Source organism: Blautia sp. RTP21359st1_E11_RTP21359_211015 (assembly GCF_040910705.1).
Classification (GTDB): Bacteria; Bacillota; Clostridia; order Lachnospirales; family Lachnospiraceae; genus Blautia_A; species Blautia_A fusiformis.
The window spans coordinates 102,995-126,804 of sequence record NZ_JBDGAB010000004.1; the positions used below are offsets into that span (position 1 = coordinate 102,995).

The 23,810-nt window shown below is 41.4% G+C and carries 19 protein-coding genes, 1 pseudogene and 1 riboswitch; all 20 genes and pseudogenes read left to right on the forward strand.

Features of this window, described 5'->3' with window-relative positions:
• The first annotated feature begins 104 nt into the window (after window positions 1–104).
• The 20 genes and pseudogenes from AB5026_RS02570 (at window position 105) to AB5026_RS02665 (ending at window position 23,726) form a co-directional block, all read left to right on the forward strand.
• On the forward strand, window positions 105–491 hold the full coding sequence (locus AB5026_RS02570; protein WP_015524381.1) for a hypothetical protein: 387 nt from the start codon (window positions 105–107) through the stop codon (window positions 489–491).
• Entirely contained in the window at window positions 481–840 is a 360-nt protein-coding gene (tnpB, locus tag AB5026_RS02575; protein ID WP_015524382.1) for an IS66 family insertion sequence element accessory protein TnpB, read from the forward strand. The genes AB5026_RS02570 and tnpB overlap by 11 nt, the downstream gene beginning before the upstream one ends.
• 292 nt (window positions 841–1,132) lie before the next feature.
• Window positions 1,133–2,374 (forward strand): transposase, encoded by a 1,242-nt coding sequence (locus AB5026_RS02580; RefSeq protein WP_368212700.1) that lies wholly within the window; start codon window positions 1,133–1,135, stop codon window positions 2,372–2,374.
• 262 nt (window positions 2,375–2,636) lie between these two features.
• Window positions 2,637–2,981 (forward strand): hypothetical protein, encoded by a 345-nt coding sequence (locus AB5026_RS02585; protein ID WP_059085450.1) that lies wholly within the window; start codon window positions 2,637–2,639, stop codon window positions 2,979–2,981.
• Between the two features lie 76 nt (window positions 2,982–3,057).
• Window positions 3,058–4,407, forward strand: a complete 1,350-nt coding sequence (locus AB5026_RS02590; RefSeq protein WP_195274657.1) for a hypothetical protein — start codon at window positions 3,058–3,060, stop codon at window positions 4,405–4,407.
• 20 nt (window positions 4,408–4,427) lie between these two features.
• A complete protein-coding gene (locus AB5026_RS02595) occupies window positions 4,428–5,552 on the forward strand; it encodes a Fic family protein (RefSeq protein WP_059085452.1) in 1,125 nt (374 codons plus the stop codon).
• A gap of 278 nt (window positions 5,553–5,830) precedes the next feature.
• A pseudogene (locus tag AB5026_RS02600) lies at window positions 5,831–6,181 on the forward strand (hypothetical protein); the annotation flags it as partial.
• A 200-nt stretch (window positions 6,182–6,381) separates the two neighbouring features.
• A complete protein-coding gene (locus AB5026_RS02605; RefSeq protein ID WP_173746126.1) occupies window positions 6,382–6,873 on the forward strand; it encodes a transposase in 492 nt (163 codons plus the stop codon).
• A 289-nt stretch (window positions 6,874–7,162) separates the two neighbouring features.
• Window positions 7,163–7,253, forward strand: a riboswitch (cyclic di-GMP riboswitch).
• A gap of 232 nt (window positions 7,254–7,485) precedes the next feature.
• Window positions 7,486–10,692 (forward strand): response regulator, encoded by a 3,207-nt coding sequence (locus AB5026_RS02610; RefSeq protein WP_368212701.1) that lies wholly within the window; start codon window positions 7,486–7,488, stop codon window positions 10,690–10,692.
• A 180-nt stretch (window positions 10,693–10,872) separates the two neighbouring features.
• Entirely contained in the window at window positions 10,873–11,973 is a 1,101-nt protein-coding gene (locus AB5026_RS02615) for a glycerol dehydrogenase (RefSeq protein WP_195635161.1), read from the forward strand.
• Between the two features lie 157 nt (window positions 11,974–12,130).
• Window positions 12,131–13,066 carry a helix-turn-helix domain-containing protein gene (locus AB5026_RS02620; protein ID WP_256163682.1) on the forward strand — a complete coding sequence of 312 codons (936 nt, stop codon included), beginning with the start codon at window positions 12,131–12,133 and terminating at the stop codon, window positions 13,064–13,066.
• Window positions 13,067–13,153: 87 nt separating this feature from the next.
• Window positions 13,154–13,666: a hypothetical protein gene (locus AB5026_RS02625; RefSeq protein ID WP_173739546.1), complete on the forward strand. Its 513-nt coding sequence runs from the start codon at window positions 13,154–13,156 to the stop codon at window positions 13,664–13,666.
• A 319-nt stretch (window positions 13,667–13,985) separates the two neighbouring features.
• A complete protein-coding gene (locus tag AB5026_RS02630) occupies window positions 13,986–15,275 on the forward strand; it encodes an ABC transporter substrate-binding protein (protein ID WP_015524390.1) in 1,290 nt (429 codons plus the stop codon).
• Window positions 15,276–15,365: 90 nt separating this feature from the next.
• A complete protein-coding gene (locus tag AB5026_RS02635; protein WP_173739121.1) occupies window positions 15,366–16,265 on the forward strand; it encodes a carbohydrate ABC transporter permease in 900 nt (299 codons plus the stop codon).
• A complete protein-coding gene (locus AB5026_RS02640) occupies window positions 16,258–17,088 on the forward strand; it encodes a carbohydrate ABC transporter permease (protein ID WP_021651760.1) in 831 nt (276 codons plus the stop codon). Before AB5026_RS02635 ends, AB5026_RS02640 begins: the two co-directional genes overlap by 8 nt.
• A 181-nt stretch (window positions 17,089–17,269) precedes the next feature.
• On the forward strand, window positions 17,270–19,294 hold the full coding sequence (locus AB5026_RS02645; protein ID WP_195274754.1) for a beta-galactosidase: 2,025 nt from the start codon (window positions 17,270–17,272) through the stop codon (window positions 19,292–19,294).
• 88 nt (window positions 19,295–19,382) lie between these two features.
• Window positions 19,383–20,498, forward strand: a complete 1,116-nt coding sequence (locus tag AB5026_RS02650) for a phosphotransferase enzyme family protein (RefSeq protein ID WP_015524392.1) — start codon at window positions 19,383–19,385, stop codon at window positions 20,496–20,498.
• Between the two features lie 33 nt (window positions 20,499–20,531).
• Window positions 20,532–22,694 carry a 1,3-beta-galactosyl-N-acetylhexosamine phosphorylase gene (gene gnpA, locus AB5026_RS02655; protein WP_368212702.1) on the forward strand — a complete coding sequence of 721 codons (2,163 nt, stop codon included), beginning with the start codon at window positions 20,532–20,534 and terminating at the stop codon, window positions 22,692–22,694.
• Window positions 22,695–22,887: 193 nt separating this feature from the next.
• The gene (locus AB5026_RS02660; protein WP_302369771.1) at window positions 22,888–23,160 is read left to right on the forward strand and encodes a YitT family protein; all 273 of its coding nucleotides are present in this window, start codon (window positions 22,888–22,890) and stop codon (window positions 23,158–23,160) included.
• Window positions 23,055–23,726 carry a YitT family protein gene (locus tag AB5026_RS02665; RefSeq protein WP_368212703.1) on the forward strand — a complete coding sequence of 224 codons (672 nt, stop codon included), beginning with the start codon at window positions 23,055–23,057 and terminating at the stop codon, window positions 23,724–23,726. The genes AB5026_RS02660 and AB5026_RS02665 overlap by 106 nt, the downstream gene beginning before the upstream one ends.
• Window positions 23,727–23,810: the final 84 nt, after the last annotated feature.

Below are 23,810 nucleotides of genomic sequence, written 5' to 3' on the forward strand. Positions count from 1 at the left end.
ATCGCTGGATTTTTGTATACGGTAAATAGTTAGTACCGTGCTTTTTACCTAAAACCATGAGATAATCCCTTTGTAAAACTAAAAGTTTTTTAAAGGAGGATCTTATGGATAAGATCACACGTCAGGTCCGCATTGAACATTGGACCCAGATCATGAATGAATGTTTGAACAGCGGTATGAATAAAACTGAATGGTGCCGGGCTAATGGGATCTCAGACAAACAATTCTTTTACTGGCAAAGGATTCTCAGAAAAGAAGCTTTTGCTGCTTCGACATCAAAGGACCTTTCGGTTATCACAGACCCGGCAGATGAAACCAGCCCACAAAAGATTTCGTTCGCAGAGATCAGCATTCCAATAAAACAGGAGTCTGTCAGAAATGGACTCCATCCGGATATCATCCTCCGAAAAGGACCGGTCTCTGTAGAGATATCCAATTCCGTTTCAGCAGAACTCCTGTCACGTATCGGAGATATCTTTCATGCTGAATGATGCTTCCGGGTTCCGCAGGATCTATCTCGCTACCGGCTACACAGATCTGAGACGTGGTATGGAGGGGCTTGCATCCATTATCAAGTTCAATTTTCAGCTGGATCCGTATCAAAAAGATATTCTGTTCCTGTTCTGCGGAAGACGTACTGACCGCATCAAAGGGCTGGTCTGGGAAGGCGACGGCTTCCTGCTTCTATACAAAAGACTGGAGTTGGGTGCATTCAACTGGCCCCGCACAAAAGAAGAAGCATTGGAGATCACCCCAGAGCAGTACCAATATCTCATGCAGGGACTGGAAATTGTTGCACGCCATCCGATCCAGGAAGTCAGACCGGATAAGATTTTATAAGATCCTGTGCAAAACAGAGAAAATAAAAAAACATCTTCCAATCATCATAAGTCCCGAAAAAGAGTTATCCACTTTTCATAATTCCGCTGCCTTCATTTATTCAGGAGTACTTTCAGGCCCCTTTACAGGGCTTGTGGATAAGTACTCTGAAAAGCCCGAAAAACTAATAGTTTTTTGAGTTTTTCAGAGTATTCATCTATTAGTAAAAATGACGAATACCCTGTCTGCCTGATTCGCTTTTTCTTTATCTTTGCGTTACAATAGGAACATCAGATAAAGGAGAACGGCATCCATGGCAAAAGTATATACAGAAGAAGAACTGAATAATTTCAGCAGGGAAACACTTATGGCAGTCATCCTGTCCATGCAGGATCAGATTCACCAGCTGAATACAAACATGGAGCGCCTGATCGAGCAGATCGCTGATGCAAACAATAAGCGTTACGGCCGTTCTTCCGAAAAACTGGAAACGATCTCCGGACAGCTGGAACTGGAGCTTATATTTAATGAGGCTGAAGCACTTACGGAAACACTGTATGTGGTTGAGCCTGTTGAGGAAGATGTGATACAGCCGCGTCGTAAAAATAAAGGAAAACGGGAGGCAGATCTAAAAGATCTTCCGATTGAAGTGATCGTCCATACCCTGTCAGAAGAAAAACTCCAGGATGTCTTTGGCACAGATGGATGGAAACAGCTTCCAGACGAGATATATAAAAGGGTACGTGTGCAGCCGGCAGTCTATACTGTTGAAGAACATCATGTGGCAGTCTACGCTGGTAAGGACAACCAGACAATCATAAAAGCGGACCATCCGGAAGAATTCCTGAAGGATTTTAAAGGGATCGTAGTATGCGACGGTTACTCTGCATACAGGAAGCTGGACAGGGAAAATCCAGACATCGTCTTTGCCGGCTGCTGGTCACATGCAAGGCGCAGGTTTGCGGAGGCATTGAAAGCCCTGCCGAAAGCAGCACAGAAAAATGCGAAAGAGACTGTAGCTTACGAAGCAGTCAGCCGGATCGCAGCAATCTATCATCTGGACAACCAGATGGAGGGACAGCCTGCAAAAGTCAGAAAGATGTACCGTCAGGCCAATATCAGACCTCTTGTAGAGGCCTTCTTTGCATGGGCAAAAGAGATCCAGATTAAAAATCAGCTTTCCAGAGGAAAGACTCTGGATGGGATCAACTACTGTATCAATCAGGAAGTTTCTCTGAAAGCCTTTCTGGAAGACGGTGATATTCCTATGGATAACAATGCGACAGAAAGTGCTCTGCGTAGCTTTTGTCTCCATAAGCATACATGGAAGCTGATCGACAGTCTGGATGGCGCAAATGCCAGTGCCATTATCTACAGCATCACAGAAACGGCAAAAGCTAACAATCTGAATCCTTTTCGGTATCTTGAACATGTCCTGACTGTATTGAAGGAACACCAGGATGACAGGGAATATAGTTTTATAGATGATATCCTGCCATGGTCTGAAAAACTTCCAGCAATATGCCGGAGCAAAACAAAAGCAACTAATATTTAAAACCTTGCCGCCGGAAACGGCGGCTTAAAGTTAGAGCAGTACGGATAGTTTACCGTATACCAATTTAAGATAAGTGGCCTAAGTAAAATTAAAGATATATTAACAGAAATAAACGAAGAAGGAAAGCATGATAGAAATGATGGGTTCAAAACTGCATCAAAAGCATCTCAGTTTGATTTTTTAGATTAAGGCGACTTACTTATAGCTTAAAAAGTTTTTCTTGTTCAGGGCGGAAAAATATTTTTATTAAAGGAGATAAATTATGCCTAAATATACAGATGAAGATATTAGAAATATGAGTAAAATAACATGTAAGATAGCGGCAGATTACCTAGGCATATCCCCTATGGCGGTTAGTATCGGCATGAGAAATGATCTTTTACCGATCGGTTTTGCAATTCACAATGAAGAAAGAGATAGAACATATTCTGAGAGTTGGTCCTATCACATAATTGGTGAGAGATTGATTGCATATAAGTATGGGAAAACATCAGAAGTACAAGTTCAAAATATAGAAAAGAGTCTAAATACTATAATAGAACAGTTTGAAGAAATGAAAAAAGATTTGGTTTTTCTATTAAGCGAAAACGAGGATCAGCAGGATTAGAGCTTTATGAATATGCGTTTTCGCTGGGAAAATACAAAGATGTTGACAAAAAATATGCAGGAAAGGAGCTGCCAGGATGGAGAATGAAAAAGGAATAGTTAAATTGACTCGTAAGCAGCTCTATGATGAAATATGGGCTCTTTCAGTTGCAGGGGTAGCCAGAAAATATAACTTGAATTATGGTAAACTGATAGCAACTTGTAAAGTAGAAAATATATCTTTTCCTTCTTCTGGTTATTGGACTAAGAAGAATATGGGAAAAGATGTATCGAATGAGATTGTAGAATTTTCTGGATTGGAAGATACAGAAATTTCATTGATAACGAAAGACGCGGTTGTTAAGCGTATTCGGAAAGCTAAGGCAGAAGTAGTAGAGAAAGTGCATACTGACGTAACAGAAGAATTGGACGTAGCAGTCGAGGAAGATTTATCACAGAAAAAAATGGAGAATATACCTAAGTGGCCGGATGGAATTCTTGATTATTTGGATGAGACGGAAAGAAATAAAGTATTAGAATATGCATGCAATCTGCAGATAAGTCAAAGTACACGATTGCATAAAATGTTGGTCCAATACAAGAAGGATATTGCAGATTATAAGTCAAAACTGAAAGAAGCACAGAGTAGACCATACTATAATCCAAGACATAATAAACCAGAAAACGAACCTGCATTCTTTAAGGAAATGTCTGATGAGTGTATGTCACGTGCAATTGCTATATTAGATACCGTATTCAAATCAATTGAATCTTTAGGTGGAAGTATTAATAGTGATTTGTCTGTGAAAATTAGAGATGATATTGTTAGATTTCGTATGGTTGAGAGTCAAGACCAAGTAAAGCATGAAATGACTAAGCAAGAGGCACAGGAGCTCGTAAAGTATAATGATGATATCAAAAATCATAGATGGGCTTCAAAACCGCAAATTAGAAAATATGACAAGGTATATAATGGTAAACTTCGTATTGAGTTTGGGGAGCGAAGCTACATTAGAGATAACGATTCTGAAAAATTAGAAGATAGACTGGGTGATATTTTGGTTACCCTGTATGAGAAGGCAGAAGAGAATAGAATTGTACGAGAAGCACGTGAAGAGGCAGAACGTAAGAGAGTTGAAGAAGCGAGATGTAGAGAAGAAAATAGACAAAGAAAAGAACAAGAAATTCGTCTTGTAAAAGAACTTGTAAACAAAGCTGAAGACTATAGAATTGCAAAGGAAATAAGAGAATATATTCAGGCTATGATAGATAGTGGAAATGAAGATATTACTCCAGAATGGATTGAATGGGCGCTGAAGAAAGCTGACTGGTATGATCCGTCTATAGAGACTGAGGATGAATATCTGGGAAAACGTCAGCATGAAAAAAGTGCTGAAGAAAAGGAAAAATCTTTGCAAGACAGTATCAGAAAGAGCTGGTATTGGTAAAAATGAATGGAGGCAATTTGATGGATAAAGATCCTTTTAAAGAGTATATAAGGCAATCAGAACCAAGTAAAAGAGACAAAGGTTACGCCTGGCATACAGCTATCGGACTTCAAGCAGTGGATGGATTAAAGCCTTCGAAGTATTTGATTGATACTGCAATAAAGAATATTGAAGGTGATATTTCGATTGATGAAGCGCAGGAACTTCTAAATACGTATTATGAAGAAAATCCAAAAGCAGATACAGACGACCGTACGGAAGAGGCCGACAAAGTTGCTGTTAGAATTGCAAAAATTTTATCGGAGAAAGCATTTAGTTTTACTCCGAATGAGTATATCTCTATTCATAAAAAGTTGTTTGCTGGGATTTATGGACATGCAGGAAAACTGAGAGATTATAATATTACAAAAAAGGAATGGGTGCTGAATGGAGCAACGGTTCTTTATGGAAGTGCATCAGAACTTCGCGCAACCTTGGACTATGATTTTGCAGAGGAAAAGAAGTTTAGTTATAAAAACTTGAGCATGGAAGAAATTATTCACCACCTGGCGTTTTTTGTATCAAGATTATGGCAGATACATGTATTCGGAGAGGGAAACACACGAACTACGGCAGTATTTTTTATTAAGTATCTTAGAACACTTGGATTTGATGCAACTAACGACATTTTTGCGGAGAATGCATGGTATTTTAGAAATGCACTTGTTAGGGCCAATTATAACGATTTGAAAAATGGTGTTCATGAAACAACCGAGTATTTGGAATTGTTTTTAAGAAATTTATTGTTGGATGAGAAGAATGAACTTCATAATCGTACGATGCACATTAGTGGAAGGTTTGCAGAAGTGGACATTGAAAGAGTAAAAGTGGACATTAAGAGTGGAGAAGTGGACATTGAAAGCACAAAAGTGGACATTCGAAATAAATTACTTTCTTTCTCAGATACGATTTCAGAAAAAACAATAAATCATACAGTAGAAATATTTTCAAAATGTGGAAAAGAAAATTGTTTCGGAAGAACGATAGTTGAAGAAATTACTGGATTAAAGCCATCAAGAGCTTCCAAGTTAATAAAACTGTTGGTTGATAGTGAGGTAATCGTACCTGTAACAGGACATGGAAAAGGAAAATATCGGTTTCAATAAAAGTGAACATTGAAAGGGTGTTAATGCCATTCGCAAAAATGCCCAAAACAAATCGGCGTACTGATATATTACCAAATATGGTAGCAGTATTTAGAATAATTTTGTATTATAAAAGTGTTACAAAATATCGGCGTACCCGCCACACGTTTACAAAATCAAACGGTCTGTACGCCATGTCTTAACCTTATGATTACAGATATTAGCAACCTGTCAAAGGGTGTAAAAACTCAGTAACTATGCGGGTTTGCGTACTGTTAAAGCAGTAAAAAACGACACCGCATGTGGAGACGGTAGTACTGCTTTCCCACAAAAAGCCAGACGGACATATCAACGTAAAAGTTGAGTTTGGCGAGGGTGAGGGAAAAGTTCCACTTGATAATATTGCTAAAAGAGCGGAAAGCTATAAGCCCAAAGAACGAGTGACCTACAAAATGATAAAGGAGTACATAGAAGCTAAATACGGCTTCAAAGTACATACCGCATATATTGCAGAGGTAAAGAGAGATTTAGGCTTGCCGATGTACGATGCTCCTAATGCGGTAGAGAAATTGAAACAGCCGAGGAAGCATCCAACTCCAGAGAAGGTTGAAGCAATAAAGGATGCATTGAAGCATTTTGAAGTGATTTAATAATGATGAGCGTATCATTAAAATAGTGGTACGCTTTTCTTTAAAATATTTGGGAAGCAATATATAAGTGCTGAATATGCTTGAAAGGAGCATTCCTGTAATTCATTAAAAGCGCCAATTGAATAAAAAAGAACCTCAAGGTATGATTGAGTTGCATCTTGGCGGATGTAAACAAAACAATCAAGCACTGGAGGTTCCAAATGAATTATACACAGAATGAAAAGATTGAGCAAGTAACAGATTCAACAATGGTTGTCGGAGTTGATATAGGAAGCCAGATACATTATGCAAGAGCTTTTGATAACAGAGGACGCGAACTTACAAAACGTATTTTTCCTTTTCATAACGATCTGGAAGGGTTCAATTCTTTCAACCTTTGGGCAGAGACACTTAAGACTGAGAATAAAAAGACTGCAGTTCTGATCGGCTGCGAGCCAACAGGTCATTACTGGTTTGCGTTTGCGAAGTATGTAAATGATCATCAGAAAAGATTAGTAATGGTCAATCCATTCTCGGTTAAGAAGATCAAGGAACTTGATGATAACAGTCCAAAGAAAACAGATTCAAAAGATCCAAAAACAATCGCAAAACTAGTTGTGGATGGGAGATATTCAATCCCATACATGCCAGAAGGCATTTATGCCGAAATAAGAGACCTGGTATACAGCCGTGAGCCTATATGGATAATCTGAGGCATAAGTGTCGTGAAGAGCCGTATGCCTGAATTGGGCACGTACGGATCTGTGGGGGATATACCTAGTAATAGGTGTTTCTACCCGACAATTTAGGACTCGTCAGAGGATGGTGATCCTGGTAGACATGAGAGGTTAGTTACGAGAGGTCCTCGCCCACTGCTTATTGCTTTTCGTAACCTCCACAGGGGAGTTACTTGATTCGGTTAAAATATATGTAAATTTTCCACCAAAATATTATTGACGTAAGAAAAACCACATGGTATTTTATTTTTGGAAAAAATGAAAATTATTTTAAAGGCAAACCTGTTGAAAGGCAGGGTCGCAAAGCCAGAAGGGACTAAAGTCAGAAAGCTTGACCATGTCAGCCGGTTGCCACTGTTTCCATATCATCATAATATATGGAAAAGATGTTTGAACAGGAGAGATTCCGATACCTTTTATACTATATAGATGTGTGATTTTAAAGAATATAGTAGGGACACTGGCAGATTTTGGCAGATGTCCTTTTTGTATGCAAAAATGGGTAACAAAACTAGCAGGGACAGGTTTTCTGTATACAGATAAAAGCAGGATGAAGAAGGCATAAGACGGAGAGAGGACTTTTATAAAATGAAAAATTATGAAGACAAAATATATTCATTAGGTGAGACTGTAACGGGGCAGACACAGGCCATGTCACAGGCCGTACAGAAAACACTGGAAAATAATGGTGGGGTAGGTATAATGACAGGATTTTATGACCAAAACCTGTCTATTTTGTCTGTGAGTAATCTGCTGTTGCATAGTACAGGATATACATTCGATACTTTCATGAAACAGACAAAAGGCTCATTGAGAAACTTCTTTTATGACGAGGAAGATATACTGGAGCGAGACCGTTTTTTGCAGCTTCATGGAACAGGGGAAGCACAGATCCTTGCAGCAGACGGTACAGTGAATAATGTACGGCTTTGTAAAGAGGATGCGACAGATGAGGCGGGTAGACAGATCTGGGTTATGTCCGTACAGGTCAACTGGGATCATGTAAATCTGGCACTGCTCAATGAGGCTATCTATTCTGGCTTCTGGTATTTTGACTGTGACGAAAACAGTGAGATTGTGAATGCAAACTGGAGTCATGAATTCCGAAAAATGCTTGGCTATCATGACACCCTGGACTTTCCGAATAAACTGGAATCCTGGTCAGATCTTCTGCATCCACAGGATAAAGAAAGAGTAATGGTGCAGCTTCAGGCGGCAATTAAGGATAAGACGAACCAGATAAAATACCAGGTAGAGTATCGTATGAGAATGAAGGATAATCAATACCAGTGGTTTCGGGCATCGGCAGAAGTAATACGCCGTCTGGATGGTTCTGCCAGCAGGATTGCCGGGATTTTTATTAACATTGATGGGGAGAAAAAAGAAATCATGCAGGCACAAAAATCTGCTGCTTTCCACCGGGCTTTTACGAAAGCAGATTTGTGCGAGTATTATGTGAATCTGGAAGCGAATACTTTTGATACCTTTAAGGTTGAACCGTCCCTGATGACCGTCTTTGAACAGAGTCATACGTGGGATGAATTGATCCGGCATTTTGTGGATTCCTATGTTGTGGAGACAGATAAGAAGGCGGTATCCTCTTTTTACGACCGTGGTTATATTGCAGAAAGGCTGAAGGGGCTGGAAACCGAATTGGCTTTAGAGTGCCGTATCACTCTGAATGGAGAAGAACGATGGGTCCGCAATGTGGTCATACGTGGCGAAATAGAGGATTCAGAATATGCCATGATCTTTCTGCGTGATATCACAGAGGCAAAGGTAGAGAGCACACGGCATCTGCAGATGGCAGCGGATAATGCTTCCATGGAGCAGCTGATCCAGAGCATAGTGCGTCTGGTTGACCGCTTTGTTGTCTGTGATCTGGAAAATGACAGATATGAATTCTACAATCTGAATGGACAGATGATATATAAACCTCTGGGATTTTATCATGATTTTCAGATGCAGGTTCTTGAAAAATATAAGACACTGGAACCATTGGAAGCTATAGATATCCTGATAGCCCCGGATAATATTCGGAAAAAACTGAAAAGTGAAAATGATATTTATAAGTTTGAGTATTGCAGCCTGGATGAAAAGACTTATAAAATCGCTTCTTATATTCCCTTGGAATGGAAGAATGGAAAGCTGGAAAAGGTATTGCTGGCATCCATGGATGTGACACAGGAGAAGAAAGCAGAGATTGAATCCCGTCAGGCACTGAAGGAGGCTTACCGGTCCGCAGAAAATGCAAATCGTGCGAAAACAGAATTCCTTTCCAATATGTCCCATGATATCCGGACACCAATGAATGCGATTGTGGGTCTGACAGCAATCGCAGGAGCAAATGTTGAGAGCCAGGACAGAGTCATTGAATGCCTCGGCAAGATCACAGAATCAAGCCGCCATCTGCTGGGGCTGATCAATGAAGTATTGGATATGGCACGTATTGAAAGTGGAAAAATGACACTGGCACAGGAAGATTTCAATCTGTCAGAGCTGGTAGATAATCTTATTACACTTACGAAACCGGTGCTTGATGAACATAAACATAATTTTGATATACACATCAATCATATTGAACATGAGGCTGTCTGTGGTGACAGCTTGAGGATTCAGCAGGTATTTGTGAATCTGATGAGTAATGCGATCAAGTATACACCGGATGGCGGGAATATTATTTTTTCCATAGAGGAAAAGCCAAATGGATTTTCAGAACTTGGATGCTATGAATTTACGATTGAGGATAATGGGATCGGTATGTCACCGGAATTCCAGAAAATCATGTTTGAGCCGTTCAGCCGCGCGGATGACCACCGGACAACCAGAGTCCAGGGAACTGGTCTGGGAATGGCAATCAGCAGAAATATTGTGAACCTGATGAATGGCACTATTAAAGTGGACAGTACCTTGCACAAGGGAACTAAAATCACAGTAACAATTTATCTGGAGCTTCAGGAAAAAGAAAAAGAACAGGACAGAGATCTGATGAATCTGCCGGTCCTGGTTGTGGATGATGATAGGACATGCTGTGAAAGTACAGTTGCAACATTAAAGGAAATCGGTATTATGGGTGAATGGGTTCTCTCTGGCAGGGAAGCGGTTGAGCGCTGTTATGCACGGCATGAGTTGAAAGATGATTACTTTGCTGTTATTTTAGACTGGAAGATGCCGGAGATGGATGGTATAGAAACTGCCAGACAGATCCGGAAACGGATAGGAAAAGAGATCCCCATCATTGTACTGACATCCTATGAATTCAGCGAAATTGAAGAAGAAGCAAAGACTGCAGGTGTAGATGCTTTTATTGCAAAACCGCTGTTCCGTTCCCGGCTGACGGCAACACTGCGGCAGTTTACTTCAGGAAGAAAAGAAAAAACGGCAAGAAATTATCTGGAGAAGCTGTCAGAATCAGACTACACGGGAAAAAGGATTCTTCTGGTTGAGGATAATGAGTTGAACAGAGAAATTGCTGGTGAAATTTTGCAGATGACAGGTGCAAAAGTGGAAACGGCAGAAAATGGGAAAATTGCAGTTGAGAAAGTGGAAGCTTCTCCGAAAGGTTCGTATGATCTTGTTTTTATGGATATCCAAATGCCTGTCATGAATGGTTATGAGGCAACTGCAGCAATCAGGAGCCTTCCGGGTGAAAAGGGAAAACTGCCTATTGTTGCCATGACTGCCAATGCTTTTGCAGAAGATGTACAGCTGGCCAAAAATACAGGCATGAATGGACATATCGCGAAACCGCTGGATATGAATAAGCTGAATGATGTTCTGGAAAGCTGGCTGTAACTGATTTTCATGTGATCACAAAGTATATTACTAGGAACAGAGTGAACAGTAACAGTAACTCAGGTTATGCTGCATAAATCCTCAAATACTCCTTGCAATAAAAAAATACAGCAATTATAATATAAATACAAAAGCCGGATGCGGAGGCTGACTTCTGAAAACAAAGAAAGGAAGTATAAAATGGCGAAAATTTTAATCAGTCCGTCCAAATATTTACAGGGTGCGGGAGAAATGAAGAATCTTGGAACTTATGCTGCAAAGAGCGGAAAAAAAGCGTTGGTTCTGATCAGTAAAGGCGGATATAAAAGAATCGGTAAAACGATCGAAGAGAGCTTTGCTGAGAGTACCTGTGAGGTGGTTTTTGATTATTTTAACGGAGAATGCTGTAACAGTGAGATTGATCGTCTGGTAAAGATCGTAAAAGATGAGCAGTGTGATCTTACCATTGGTATTGGTGGAGGAAAGATCTTTGATACAGCGAAGGCAGTTGCATACTATGCGGGAACACCGGTATTTATCTGTCCGACGATCGCATCTACAGATGCCCCTTGCAGTGCTTTGTCTGTTATTTATACAGAAGAAGGAGTTTTTGAAAAATATCTGTTTTTTCCGGCGAATCCGAATCTTGTTCTGATGGATACAGATATCATCACCAAATCGCCGGTTCGTCTTACTGTGGCTGGTATGGGAGATGCACTGGCAACATATTTTGAGGCAAGGGCATGCAAGAGAAGCGGAGCAACTTCCTGTGCAGGAGGTAAGACAACAGAGGCTGCCATGGCACTGGCTGAACTTTGCTTTAATACCTTGATGGATGAGGGCGTAAAAGCTAAGATAGCTCTGGAAGCAGGCGTATGCACACCGGCAGTTGAGAAAGTGATTGAGGCTAATACACTTCTTTCTGGAATTGGTTTTGAAAGTGCAGGACTTGCAGGTGCACATGCGATCCATAACGGATTTACTGTACTGGAAGAATGCCATCATATGTATCATGGAGAAAAAGTTGCATTCGGAACCATCACACAGCTGGTACTGGAGAATATTCCCCAGGAAGATCTGGAAGAGATCATCTTATGGTGCATTGAAGTAGGACTTCCTGTTACTCTGGCAGAGCTTGGAGCTGGGAAGGTAACTGATGAGCAGCTTATGGAAGTTGCCACAACTGCATGTGCGGAGAATGATACACTTCACAACATGCCATTTGAAGTTACACCGGAAACTGTATTTGCAGCAATCAAAGCGGCAGATGCATATGGAAGATATTACCTGGATGAGGAATAAACAGATAAAAAGTAAATAGCTGATATAAAAATTGCAATCTGCAGAAACAAGAGTTATCAAGTATTGTTATCCTGCAGGTTGCTTTTTTTTATGTATGGCTGTAATATAACAGAAAGATCAGTAAATATTGGAACAGAAAACATACGGAGGAATATTTGTGGCAAAAAAACGAAAACCCAAAATGGAGCTTCGATATTATAAGATGCCGGAGGGGAGCCCCATCCTTGCATTGCTTGGACAGAAGTGGGTTCAGAATTATGGGAACGATATCGATTATCTCCATTTTCATAATTATCTGGAAATCGGATTCTGCTATGAAGGACAGGGATTTATGATACTTGGAGAGGATAAGGTACAGTTTCATGACCGGGAATTTACGGTGATCCCATCCAATTATCCACATACCACAAACAGTGATATTGGAACTATCAGCCGCTGGGAGTATCTTTTTATTGATGTAGAAGGATTCCTGGATAAATTTATTAATAATTCGGTAAAAAAAGAAAAAATCGTTCAGCGGATCAACTCCAGATCGCTTTTTCTGAATGAAAAAGAAAACCGATCCATGGCAGGTAAGATCCTTAAGATCCTGGATATCATGCGGGATGGAGAGGAATTTTATCTGGAAGAAGCTAAGGGAGTTTTGGCATCGCTTCTTGTGGAAATCGCAAGGATAAACCGGGATTCAAGCGAAGAACGTTACAGCGAAGGCAGAGGAAAAGTCATGGATATGATCTCCAGGTTCCAGGATTATATTTCTGATCATTACATGGAGGATCTTCGTATTGACGAACTGGCAGAATACTGTCATATCAGTGAAACTCATTTGCGCCGGATATTTACGACTTATATGAAGATGAGCCCGCTGGAATACATCAATACGATCCGTATCCAGGCGGCCTGTGATTATCTGAAAAAAACAGATCAGCCAATTGCAGATATAGCACATAAGTGTGGTTTTACCACCAATTCCACATTTAACCGGAATTTTCGCCAGGTTACGGGAATGACACCTCTGGAGTGGAGAAAACGTCCGGAGAACTATGAACAGCAGCTTCTTAAGTTTGACATCCATTCAGAGGAAGGCTGGTAAAACAACAAAACCAGATCTGTGGATCTGTCACGACAGAATAGAAATATCAGACTGTATGCGGATCAGGCAGATAGAAAGAGGTAAGAAATGTACGATTACAGGATTGTGGAGCAGGTCTCCAGAAAAAAGAAACATATGTCAGGAGCTCTCAGAAAAGTAATGGTGATCTTTGCGGCAATTTTTGTACTGATGGGTATCACGATCTCTCAGGCATTCATGCTTCCGGGATTTCTTCTGGCGCTGCTTTACTTTGTTTATGACATATTTAGCCAGAGAGACTATGAATATATCATGGAAAACGGACAACTGACCATAGATGTAATCTATGGCAAAAAATATCGTAAAACAGCTCACGTGCTGAATCTTGAGGAGATGGAAGTGACTGCACCTCACTATCATGAAAAGGTGGCAAAATATAAAAAGAATGCCGGAACGGAGAAACTGAAAAAATACGATTATACCTCTTATGAAGATGATGTGCCTTACTATACCATGATCATTCAGGAAGATGGACGTAAAATAAAACTTCTTCTGGATCTGACAGAGGAAATGCTGCATACGATGAAAACGCAGTTTCCTGAAAGGGTTTATTTTGCATAATATACAGAAATGTTTGTGAAATATATATAAAAAACAATATGAAATTTTATGAAATAGAAACAAAAGCCTTCTTTTTTGACAAAAAATGTTCGCATAATGCCAAAAAAGAAGGCTTTTTTTGAAATTTTGACGAACGTAAAAAGAGAAAATCCTCAAAGTGCATATTTTTTGTAAAAATATAGCTGGATAATAGTGCACAATCAATAAAATGGTTGAAATTGCACATTATATGAACAATTCTGCAAACTATAGAGGAAATACGGATGCTATAATCTATTCATAAGCAAACGGGAAATGCTTAATAAAGGAGGAAAAGTAAATGAAGAAAAAATTACTCGCAGTATTAATGACAGGTATCATGGCAATGTCTTTTGCTGCAACTACTACAGCAGTATATGCAAAAGGTGATGACGATAACACCCTGACTGTATGGGCATGGGATCAGAACTTCAACATCAAGGCTATGAATATTGCAGGTGAGCAGTATGCAAAGGATCACGAAGGATTCAAGGTTGATGTAGTTGAGACATCTTCTGATGACTGCCAGACCAAACTTACAACAGCAGCAAACGCCGGAGATTACAGCACACTTCCGGACATCGTTCTGATGCAGGACAACAGCTATCAGAAATATCTGAAGAGTTATCCGGATGCTTTTACAGATCTGAAGGATATGGATATCAACTGGGATGATTTCGGAAAACTGAAACAGTCCTACTCCATGGTAGATGACACACATTACGGAGTTCCGTTTGATAACGGTGCAACAATTGCCTGCTATCGTACAGATATCCTGGAAGAAGCAGGATATACCATTGATGATCTTACAGATATCACATGGAGCAAATTCATGGAGATCGGAAAAGACGTTCACGAAAAAACAGGTAAATATCTCCTTACAAGTGAAGCAACAGGTGGCGATACTCTGATGATGATGATCCAGTCCTGTGGAGCAAACTTCGTAAATGATGACGGAGAGGCTTATATCGTTGGCAACGATGTAGCAGAGAAATGCGTAGATCTTTATGTGGATCTTGTAAAGAACAATGTTGTTAAATTAGTAAATAACTGGGATGAGTACATCTCCACAATCACAGGCGGAGAGGCTGCCGGTATCGTTAACGGTAACTGGATCACAGCTACACTGATGGGAACAGAGGATCAGAAGGGTCTGTGGCAGATCACAACAATGCCGAAAGTTGACGGCGTTGATACAGCTACAAACTATGCAAACAATGGCGGATCTTCCTGGTACATTACATCCAACTGCAAGAATGTAGAGCTTGCTGAGGACTTCCTTGCAAGCACATTTGGTTCCAGCACAGACTTCTATGATGCAATCCTTCCGGAAACAGGTGCAATTTCCTGCTACCTGCCGGCTGGTGAGTCTGAGGTTTACAATGAGCCAAGCGAGTTCTTCAATAACCAGCCGATCTTCTCAACAATTGTAGAGTACTCTTCACACATTCCGGAATTTACAAAAACTCCGTACCACTATGAGGCAAGAGAGTGCATCAACACAGCTGTTGTTAATATTGTAAACGGCGCAGATAAAGAATCTGCACTTCAGGAAGCACAGGATACACTGGCATTCAAGATGACAGAGTAAAGCTGAAATATTAATGAAATACAGGGCAGGGGACTGCATGCAGTCCCTTGTCTTATGTAAAGGTTTAGATGTTTGAAAGGAGGAGTTCCTGTGAATTCCAAAAAAAGTGGCATGTCTCTGGTAGCGAAACAAAGAGCGGCCGGCTGGATCTTTCTGGCACCGGCAACCATTATGATCGCTGTCATGAGTTTTTATCCGATGATCCGCGCATTTATCATTTCTTTACAGACAGGTGCCGGAGCAAACATGAGGTTTGCGGATCCGATCTTCAGTAACTATAAACGTATTATGATGGATAAGGTATTCCAGCAGTCCATTGTCAATACATTTCTGTATCTTATTATCCAGGTGCCGATCATGCTGATCCTTGCGATCCTGCTCGCACAGCTTCTGAATAACAAAGATCTGAAATTCAAAGGATTTTTCCGTACATGCGTATTCCTTCCATGTGCGACATCTCTTGTATCTTATTCCCTGATCTTCCGTTCCATGTTTGCAACAGATGGCCTGATCAACAGTATCCTGATCAAACTTGGAATTTTAACAACCGGTTATAACTTCCTTGGAAACTCCACAAGTGCAAAGATTGTTATTATCATCGCGCTGATCTGGAGATGGACTGGATATAACATGGTATTTTATCTTGCAGGACTTCAGAATATCGAATATTCCGTATATGAGGCAGCAAAGATTGATGGAGCCAACGGCTGGAAGACTTTCTGGAAAATTACAGTACCGCTTCTGAAACCGACAATTATCATGACATTTATTATGTCGATCAATGGTACACTGCAGTTGTTTGATGAGTCTGTCAACCTGACAAAAGGTGGCCCGGCGAACTCAACCATCACAATGTCCCATTATGTTTATAATACATGCTTCATCAACGTGCCAAACTTCGGATATGCGGCAGCAATGTCATTTATCATATTTATCATGGTAGCGATCCTGGCCTTTATCAATTTGAAAGTAGGTGATACACGTGACTGAGAAAAAGAATAAATCCGCAATTCAGAGAAGATTGATCCCTACATATATTTTTCTGATCATCGTATCATTTATCTCTGTATTTCCACTGTACTGGATGATCTCTGCGGCAACCAATACATCCACAGATGTATCCAGAGGCCGTATCCTTCCGGGTACATATTTTATGCAGAACTTTAAAAACCTGACTGCACAGCAGCCGCTGTGGAGAGCTCTTGGAAACTCTCTGTTTTATGCAGTTCTTACTACAGTGATCTGCCTTCTGATCTGTTCTATCGCAGGTTATGGCTTTGAGGTATATCATGACAGATGGAAAGACAGACTGTTTTCCACCCTGCTTCTTGCAATGATGGTTCCGCAGGTTGCAACGATGGTTCCTTTATTTAAGATGTTTTCAAAAGCCGGACTCTTAAATACAGCGGTAGGTTTTATCCTTCCGATCATTTCCACACCATTTATGATCATGATGTTCCGTCAGAATGCCAGAGCATTTCCTATCGATATCATTGAGGCAGCACGGATTGACGGATTAAGCGAGGTAAGGATCTTTTTCCAGATGTTTATCCCGACTATGAAATCTACTTATGCGGCGGCAGCAGTTATCACATTTATGAATGCATGGAATTCCTATCTGTGGCCGAAGGTAATCATGACAGATAATAAGGCGATGACCATGCCGATGTTGATCGCCAATCTGATCACAGGATATGTAACGGATTACGGCATGCTGATGTGCGGCGTATTATTCTGTTCCATTCCGACCATGATCGTATTCTTCGTATTACAGAAACAGTTCGCAGAGGGTATTACTGGAGCTGTAAAATAATTTTAAAACAAAAAGGATGCTGCTGAAATCTTTAGGTATATTGTATAATATGCTTTAACTGGATCACGCAGCATTCTTTTTATACCAGATCAACTGTGGATCAGTTGCCTGGTATAAAGCTTCGTAGCGGAGCGGATGACTTTGTCCGCTTGATGCGAATAAATCATAAGGAGATAAAAAAATGGCAGAGCAGATCAGATACGGCCATTATCTGCACGGCGGCGATTACAACCCTGAGCAGTGGCTGGACAGACCGGATATTCTGAAAAAAGATATCGAATATTTCAAAAAAGCCCATATCAATACCGTTTCCATGGGAATGTTTTCCTGGGCAGTGCTGGAGCCGGAAGAGGGAAGATATAACCTTGACTGGCTGGAAGAAGTGATCGATAATCTGTATAAAGAAGGAATTTATACGATACTTTCCACACCATCCGGAGCAAGACCGAAATGGATGGCAGATAAATATGAAGAAGTTCTTCGCATGGATCCGGATCGCACAAGAAGATTTTTCGGTGGAAGACATAATCACTGTTATACTTCTCCAGTATACAGGGAAAAAGTCTACAATATTAATAAGAAGCTTTCTGAACGTTTCGGAAAACATCCCGCAGTGCTTTTGTGGCATATTTCCAATGAATATGGTGGAGAATGCCACTGTCCTCTGTGCCGGGAAAAATTCCGGGAATGGCTGAAAGAAAAATACGGGACCATCGAAAATTTAAATTCCAGCTGGTGCACAACATTTTGGAGCCATACCTATAACAGCTTTGATCAGATCGAAAGTCCTTCGCCAAAGGGGGAAAATGCTCTTCATGCACTTACCTTGGACTGGAAACGTTTTGTTACAGACAGGACTGTGGATTTTATGAAGCATGAGATTTCTGCGATCCGTGCAGGTGGTTCCGAGCTTCCGGCAACTGCCAATCTGATGTATGACTACAACGGACTGGACTATAAAAAATTTAAGGATGTTATGGATATTGCATCCTGGGATAATTATCCAAGCTGGCATAAAAAAGACAATTATACCACAGCGTTGGACGGAGCCATGCAGCATGATCTTATGAGAAGCATCAAGAAAGCACCGTTTCTTCTGATGGAATCCTGTCCCTCTGCGACCAACTGGAAGCCTATCAACAAGCTGAAAAAACCAGGAATACATCTGGCTGCCTCTCTGCAGGCAGTTGCTCATGGTTCAGACAGTGTTCTGTATTTCCAGCTTCGTCAGAGCCAGGGAGCCTCTGAGAAATTCCATGGTGCGGTGATCGATCACTACGGTGGGGATGATACTCGTATTTTCCGCGAAGTGACAGAGGTAGGAGAAGCGTTGGAGCAGATCCGGGAAACTGCTGGAAGCGTGACGAAGTCTCCGGTGGCTGTACTCTATGACCGGGAAAATGACTGGGCGCTGAAGGATGCGCAGGGACCTCGAAACGAGGATATGCATTATCAGGAAAATGTACTGAAACAGTATCGTGCTCTCCGAAGAAAAGGCTATAATACAGATATCATCAATATGGAACATGATCTGTCCCGGTACCGTTTGGTAACGGCACCGATGGCCTACATGTTTTATCATGGATATGCCGAAAAGCTTCGCGTTTTTGCAAAAAACGGTGGTACTCTGGTAATTTCCTACTGGTCCGGACTTGTAGATGAAACAGATAAATGCTATCTGGAGGGAACCCCTCACGGGCTGATGGAAGCAGCCGGTATCCGTGCGGAAGAGATCGATGCACTTTATGACTGGGAAGAAAACGTAGGTATCCCGGAAACAGGAAATCATCTCAGAATTACAGAAAGCTATACCTGCAAAAATCTCTGTGAACTTGCAGAGGTTTCCGGTGCGGAAGTGCTGCTGCGTTATGGAAAAGATTTCTATCAGGGGTATCCGGTGCTGACTCACAAGAAATATGGAAAAGGCCATGTTTACTATGTAGCGGCAGATATGGAAGCAGCCTTTTATGAGGATTTTCTGGGAAGGGCAGCAGAGGAAGCAGGCGTGAAGATGCCGCTTACATTTATACCGGAAGGTATTTCTGTGACAACCAGAGAAAATGAGGATACGGAATATCTGTTTATCCAGAACTTCGGAGAAAAGACAGAAACAGTTTCTGTCTCGGGGGATTACGAAGTTCTCTACGGATCAACAGATGAAAATATTGCTCCGCTTGCCACCAGGATCTTAAAGCGGAAAAAATAATCACAGTAAAAAACACAGAAAAAAGTATAAAGCATATTTGTTTTCGGACGGTATGCTTTTTACTGCTGTCTGGGAAAGAGAAGGTAAAATGGCAGGTACACCAAAAGAAGAGATAAAAAGAATAGCGGATCAGTTTGCATTTACCGGAGAACTGGTTTCCTGCGGCCCCTGCGGAAGCGGGCATATCAACGAAACCTATATGCTTAGATATCGGATCGGAGAGATGGGGTCCATTAAGGTGATCCTTCAGAAGATCAATCGGGAGATCTTTCAGAAACCGGAAGAACTGATGGAGAACATTGCCGGAGTCACCGGGCATCTGAAAAAGAAAGTTCTTCAGAAGGGAGGAGATCCGGAACGGGAGGTTCTGAATCTGATTCCGACAAAGGACGGGAAGGCATTCCTGACAGATGAAAACGGAGAATGCTGGAGAGCTTATATTTTTATTACCGATGCAGTAAGCTATGATCTGGCAGAAAAACCGGAGGATTTTTATGAAAGTGCAGTTGCATTTGGAAAATTCCAGGAAATGCTAGCAGATTACCCGGCAGAGACTCTGCATGAAACGATAAAGGATTTCCATGATACAAAGAAACGTTTTCAGACTTTGAAAAATGCCATAGAGAAGGACAGCCGCCATCGTGCTGCATCCGTAAAAGAAGAGATCGCATTTGCGTTTCAGCATGAGTATCTGGCAAATGTATTCGGTGAGCTGCTGGCAAAAGGTGAGGTGCCCCTTCGGGTAACGCACAACGATACGAAGCTGAATAACGTTATGATCGACTTGGAAACAGGAAGGGGAATCTGTGTAGTGGACCTGGACACGGTTATGCCGGGACTTGCCATGAATGATTTTGGAGATTCCATTCGTTTCGGGGCCAGCACTGCATTGGAGGATGAGAAAGATTTAAGCAAAGTTTCCTGTGATATGGAGCTCTATGAAATCTATGTAAAAGGCTTTCTGGAAAGCTGTGGAGATAAGCTTAGTGCAAAAGAGATCGAGATGCTTCCCATGGGAGCTAAGGTGATGACTTATGAATGTGGCATTCGCTTTCTTACCGATTATCTGGAAGGAGATCATTATTTTAAGATCGACCGGGAAGAACACAATCTGGACCGCTGCCGCACACAGTTTAAGCTGGTGGCTGATATGGAACAGAAATGGGATACTATGCAGACGATCGTGAAAAAATATCAGAAATAAAAAAACAGGGATTTTTACAATGGAGGTAAAGTGATGAGCGAAACAAAAGGAAGAGTGACCATTCCGACAGATCTGGATGTGATCCCGGAGACACTGAAAATGCTGGATGAGTGGGGTGCAGATGCCATCCGTGACTGTGACGGAACGGAATTTCCGGCAGAGCTGAAGAAAACCGGCGCAAAGATTTATGCAACTTATTATACCACCAGAAAGGATAATGCCTGGGCAAAGGCCCATCCGGAAGAAATCCAGCAGATGTATATCATGACATCTTTTCACACGGCAGTGTCGGATACTCTGGAGATCCATCTGATGGATCATCTGTATCCGGATATGCTGGCGGTGAATACAAGAGATGATATCAGAAGATGGTGGGAAGTCATTGACCGGACTACAGGGGAAGCTGTCAGTACAGAGGAATGGTCATACGATGAAGAAAACGGAAATGTTGTGATCAGGCCGGCGAAAGAGTTTCATGAGTATACGGTAAGCTTTCTTGCATATATCATGTGGGATCCGGTACATATGTACAATGCAGTTGTCAATGACTGGAAAGATGTAGAACCTCAGATCACTTTTGATGTGCGTCAGCCGGCAACACGTGCACATTCCATGGATCGCCTCCGCAGATTTCTGGATTCCCATGATTATGTGAATGTAGTACGATTTACTACATTTTTTCACCAGTTCACACTGATCTTTGATGAGATGGCACGGGAAAAATATGTAGACTGGTTCGGGTATTCCGCTTCGGTGAGCCCCTATATCCTGAAACAGTTTGAGCAGGAAGTGGGATATAAGTTCCGTCCGGAGTTTATCATTGATCAGGGATATATGAACAACACCTACCGTATCCCATCAAAAGAATTTAAAGATTTCCAGGCTTTCCAGAGACGGGAAGTGGCGAAGCTTGCAAAGGAAATGGTAGACATTGTCCATGAATACGGAAAAGAGGCCATGATGTTCATGGGTGATCACTGGATCGGTATGGAGCCCTTTATGGATGAGTTTGCTTCCATCGGGCTGGATGCGGTAGTGGGAAGCGTCGGAAACGGAGCGACCCTACGTTTGTTCAGTGATATTAAACATGTAAAATATACAGAGGGAAGATTTCTGCCGTACTTTTTCCCGGACACCTTCCATGAGGGCGGGGATCCTGTAAAAGAGGCAAAAGTAAACTGGGTGACTGCAAGAAGAGCTATCCTTCGAAGTCCGATCCAGAGAATTGGATACGGCGGTTATCTGAAACTGGCTCTGGAATTTCCGGATTTTGTACAGTATATCAAGGAAGTCTGCCAGGAATTCCGTGTGCTCTACGACAATATCCAGGGAACCACACCGTACTGCGTAAAACGTGTGGCAGTTTTAAATTGCTGGGGAAAAATGCGCTCCTGGGGCAACCATATGGTACATCATGCCATCTATTACAAGCAGAATTATTCCTATTTCGGAATTATCGAGGCATTAAGTGGTGCGCCTTTTGATGTTTCCTTTATCAGCTTTGACGATATCCGTGAGGATAAAGAGCTGCTGAATGATTTTGATGTGATCATCAATGTAGGTGATGCGGACACTGCACAGTCCGGTGGTGAGAACTGGGCAGATCCGGAAATCCTTACAGCAGTGCGGAAATTTGTCTATAATGGCGGCGGATTTATTGGCGTCGGTGAACCGGCAGCTCATCAGTGGCAGGGAAAATTCTTCCAGCTGGATGACATCCTTGGTGTAGAGGAAGAAAGAGGATTTAATCTTAATACAGATAAATACAACTGGGAAGAGCATAAAGATCATTTTATCCTGAAGGATACAGACGGAACCGTAGATTTCGGTGAGGGGAAAAAGAATATCTTCGCACTTCCGGATACGAAGATCCTTATCCAGAAAGATCAGGAAGTCCAGATGGCAGTAAAAACCTTCGGAAAAGGCAGAGGTGTTTACATCAGCGGACTTCCGTACAGCTTTTGCAACAGCCGTATTCTTTATCGTGCTGTGCTCTGGTCAGCAGCGGCAGAAAATGAGCTTTTCTGCTGGTTTTCTTCCAATTATAATGTGGAAGTACATGCTTATGTGAAAAATAAAAAGTATTGTGTGGTAAACAACACCTATGAGCCACAGGACACTACGGTTTACACAGGGGATGGAAAGAGCTTTGACCTTCATCTGGAAGCTAATGAGATCCGCTGGTATCAGATCTGAGAAAGCAGGATACAGGTTTACTGATAAAGAAAAGCTGTGAAATTGTCTGAGGGCGTTGACAGAGAAAAAAACTTATAATATAATAAATCCATTCCAAAAGTAGGAAAACAAAGCTGTTGTAATAGAGAAAATCTATTATAACAGCTTTTTGTTATTGTTGACAAACAATTTTGCTTACAAAGAGGAGGCCTTTATGAACAAAAAGATTAAGACAGTGTTTTCATATCTGATGATCATTGTGGGAGCGATCCTGGCCAGTTTTTCTGTTGCCTGTATTTTGCTTCCCAATGATGCCATCGATTACGGAACTGCCGGAATCGCCATTATCATAAGCAAGCTGACAGGGTATAACCTGTCGTTATGTGTGCTGCTTGTGTTTCTGCCGTTTCTCATAGCTGGGGTGTCATTCTTATCGGTAAGTATTTCTTTGCAAAAACGTTCGTGGGCTTTGTTGTCTACACAATAGGTCTTTCCTACTTTGAAAAAATCCCTTTTGAGCTGAATACAGAGCATTTTATTGCAGTAGCCTTTGGAGGTGCGATCCTTGGTGTGGGACTGTCTCTGATCCTTCGAAACGGTGGCTGTATTGACGGTTCTGAGATCTTTGTCAATATCATTGTAAAAAAGATCTACAATCATTCCGGAAAGGACTACAGTATTTCCTACATATTGATTGCATTTAATGCCTGTGTATATGGAGCTGTGTTTGTACTTCTTGACAGAGATTCCGCACTTTTAAGTCTTCTGGTATACATTGTGGCGACTTCCATCATCAATCATTTCACAGATCATTTTGAGGCACTGAAACAGGTGACGATCATCACAAAGGATCCTGATGCGATCATCTGTGATATTAAGGAGGAGCTGAACAAAACCTGTACCATCATCAACTCTTCCGGCGTGATCGCAGGAGAGAACAAGACTTTGATCTGCTATGTAAATTATTTTGAACTGCAGAAAGTAAAAGAGATCATTTCAAGGAATAAAGGATCTTTCAGTACCGTTTCCACCATTGACGAGATCCTGCGGTAAGGCATGTCTGTAAATGAGAATGCAGATATTTCTTTTGCAGAAAAAGAGTGCTTTTTCTCCGAAAAATAAAAGCAGAAAAAGCAG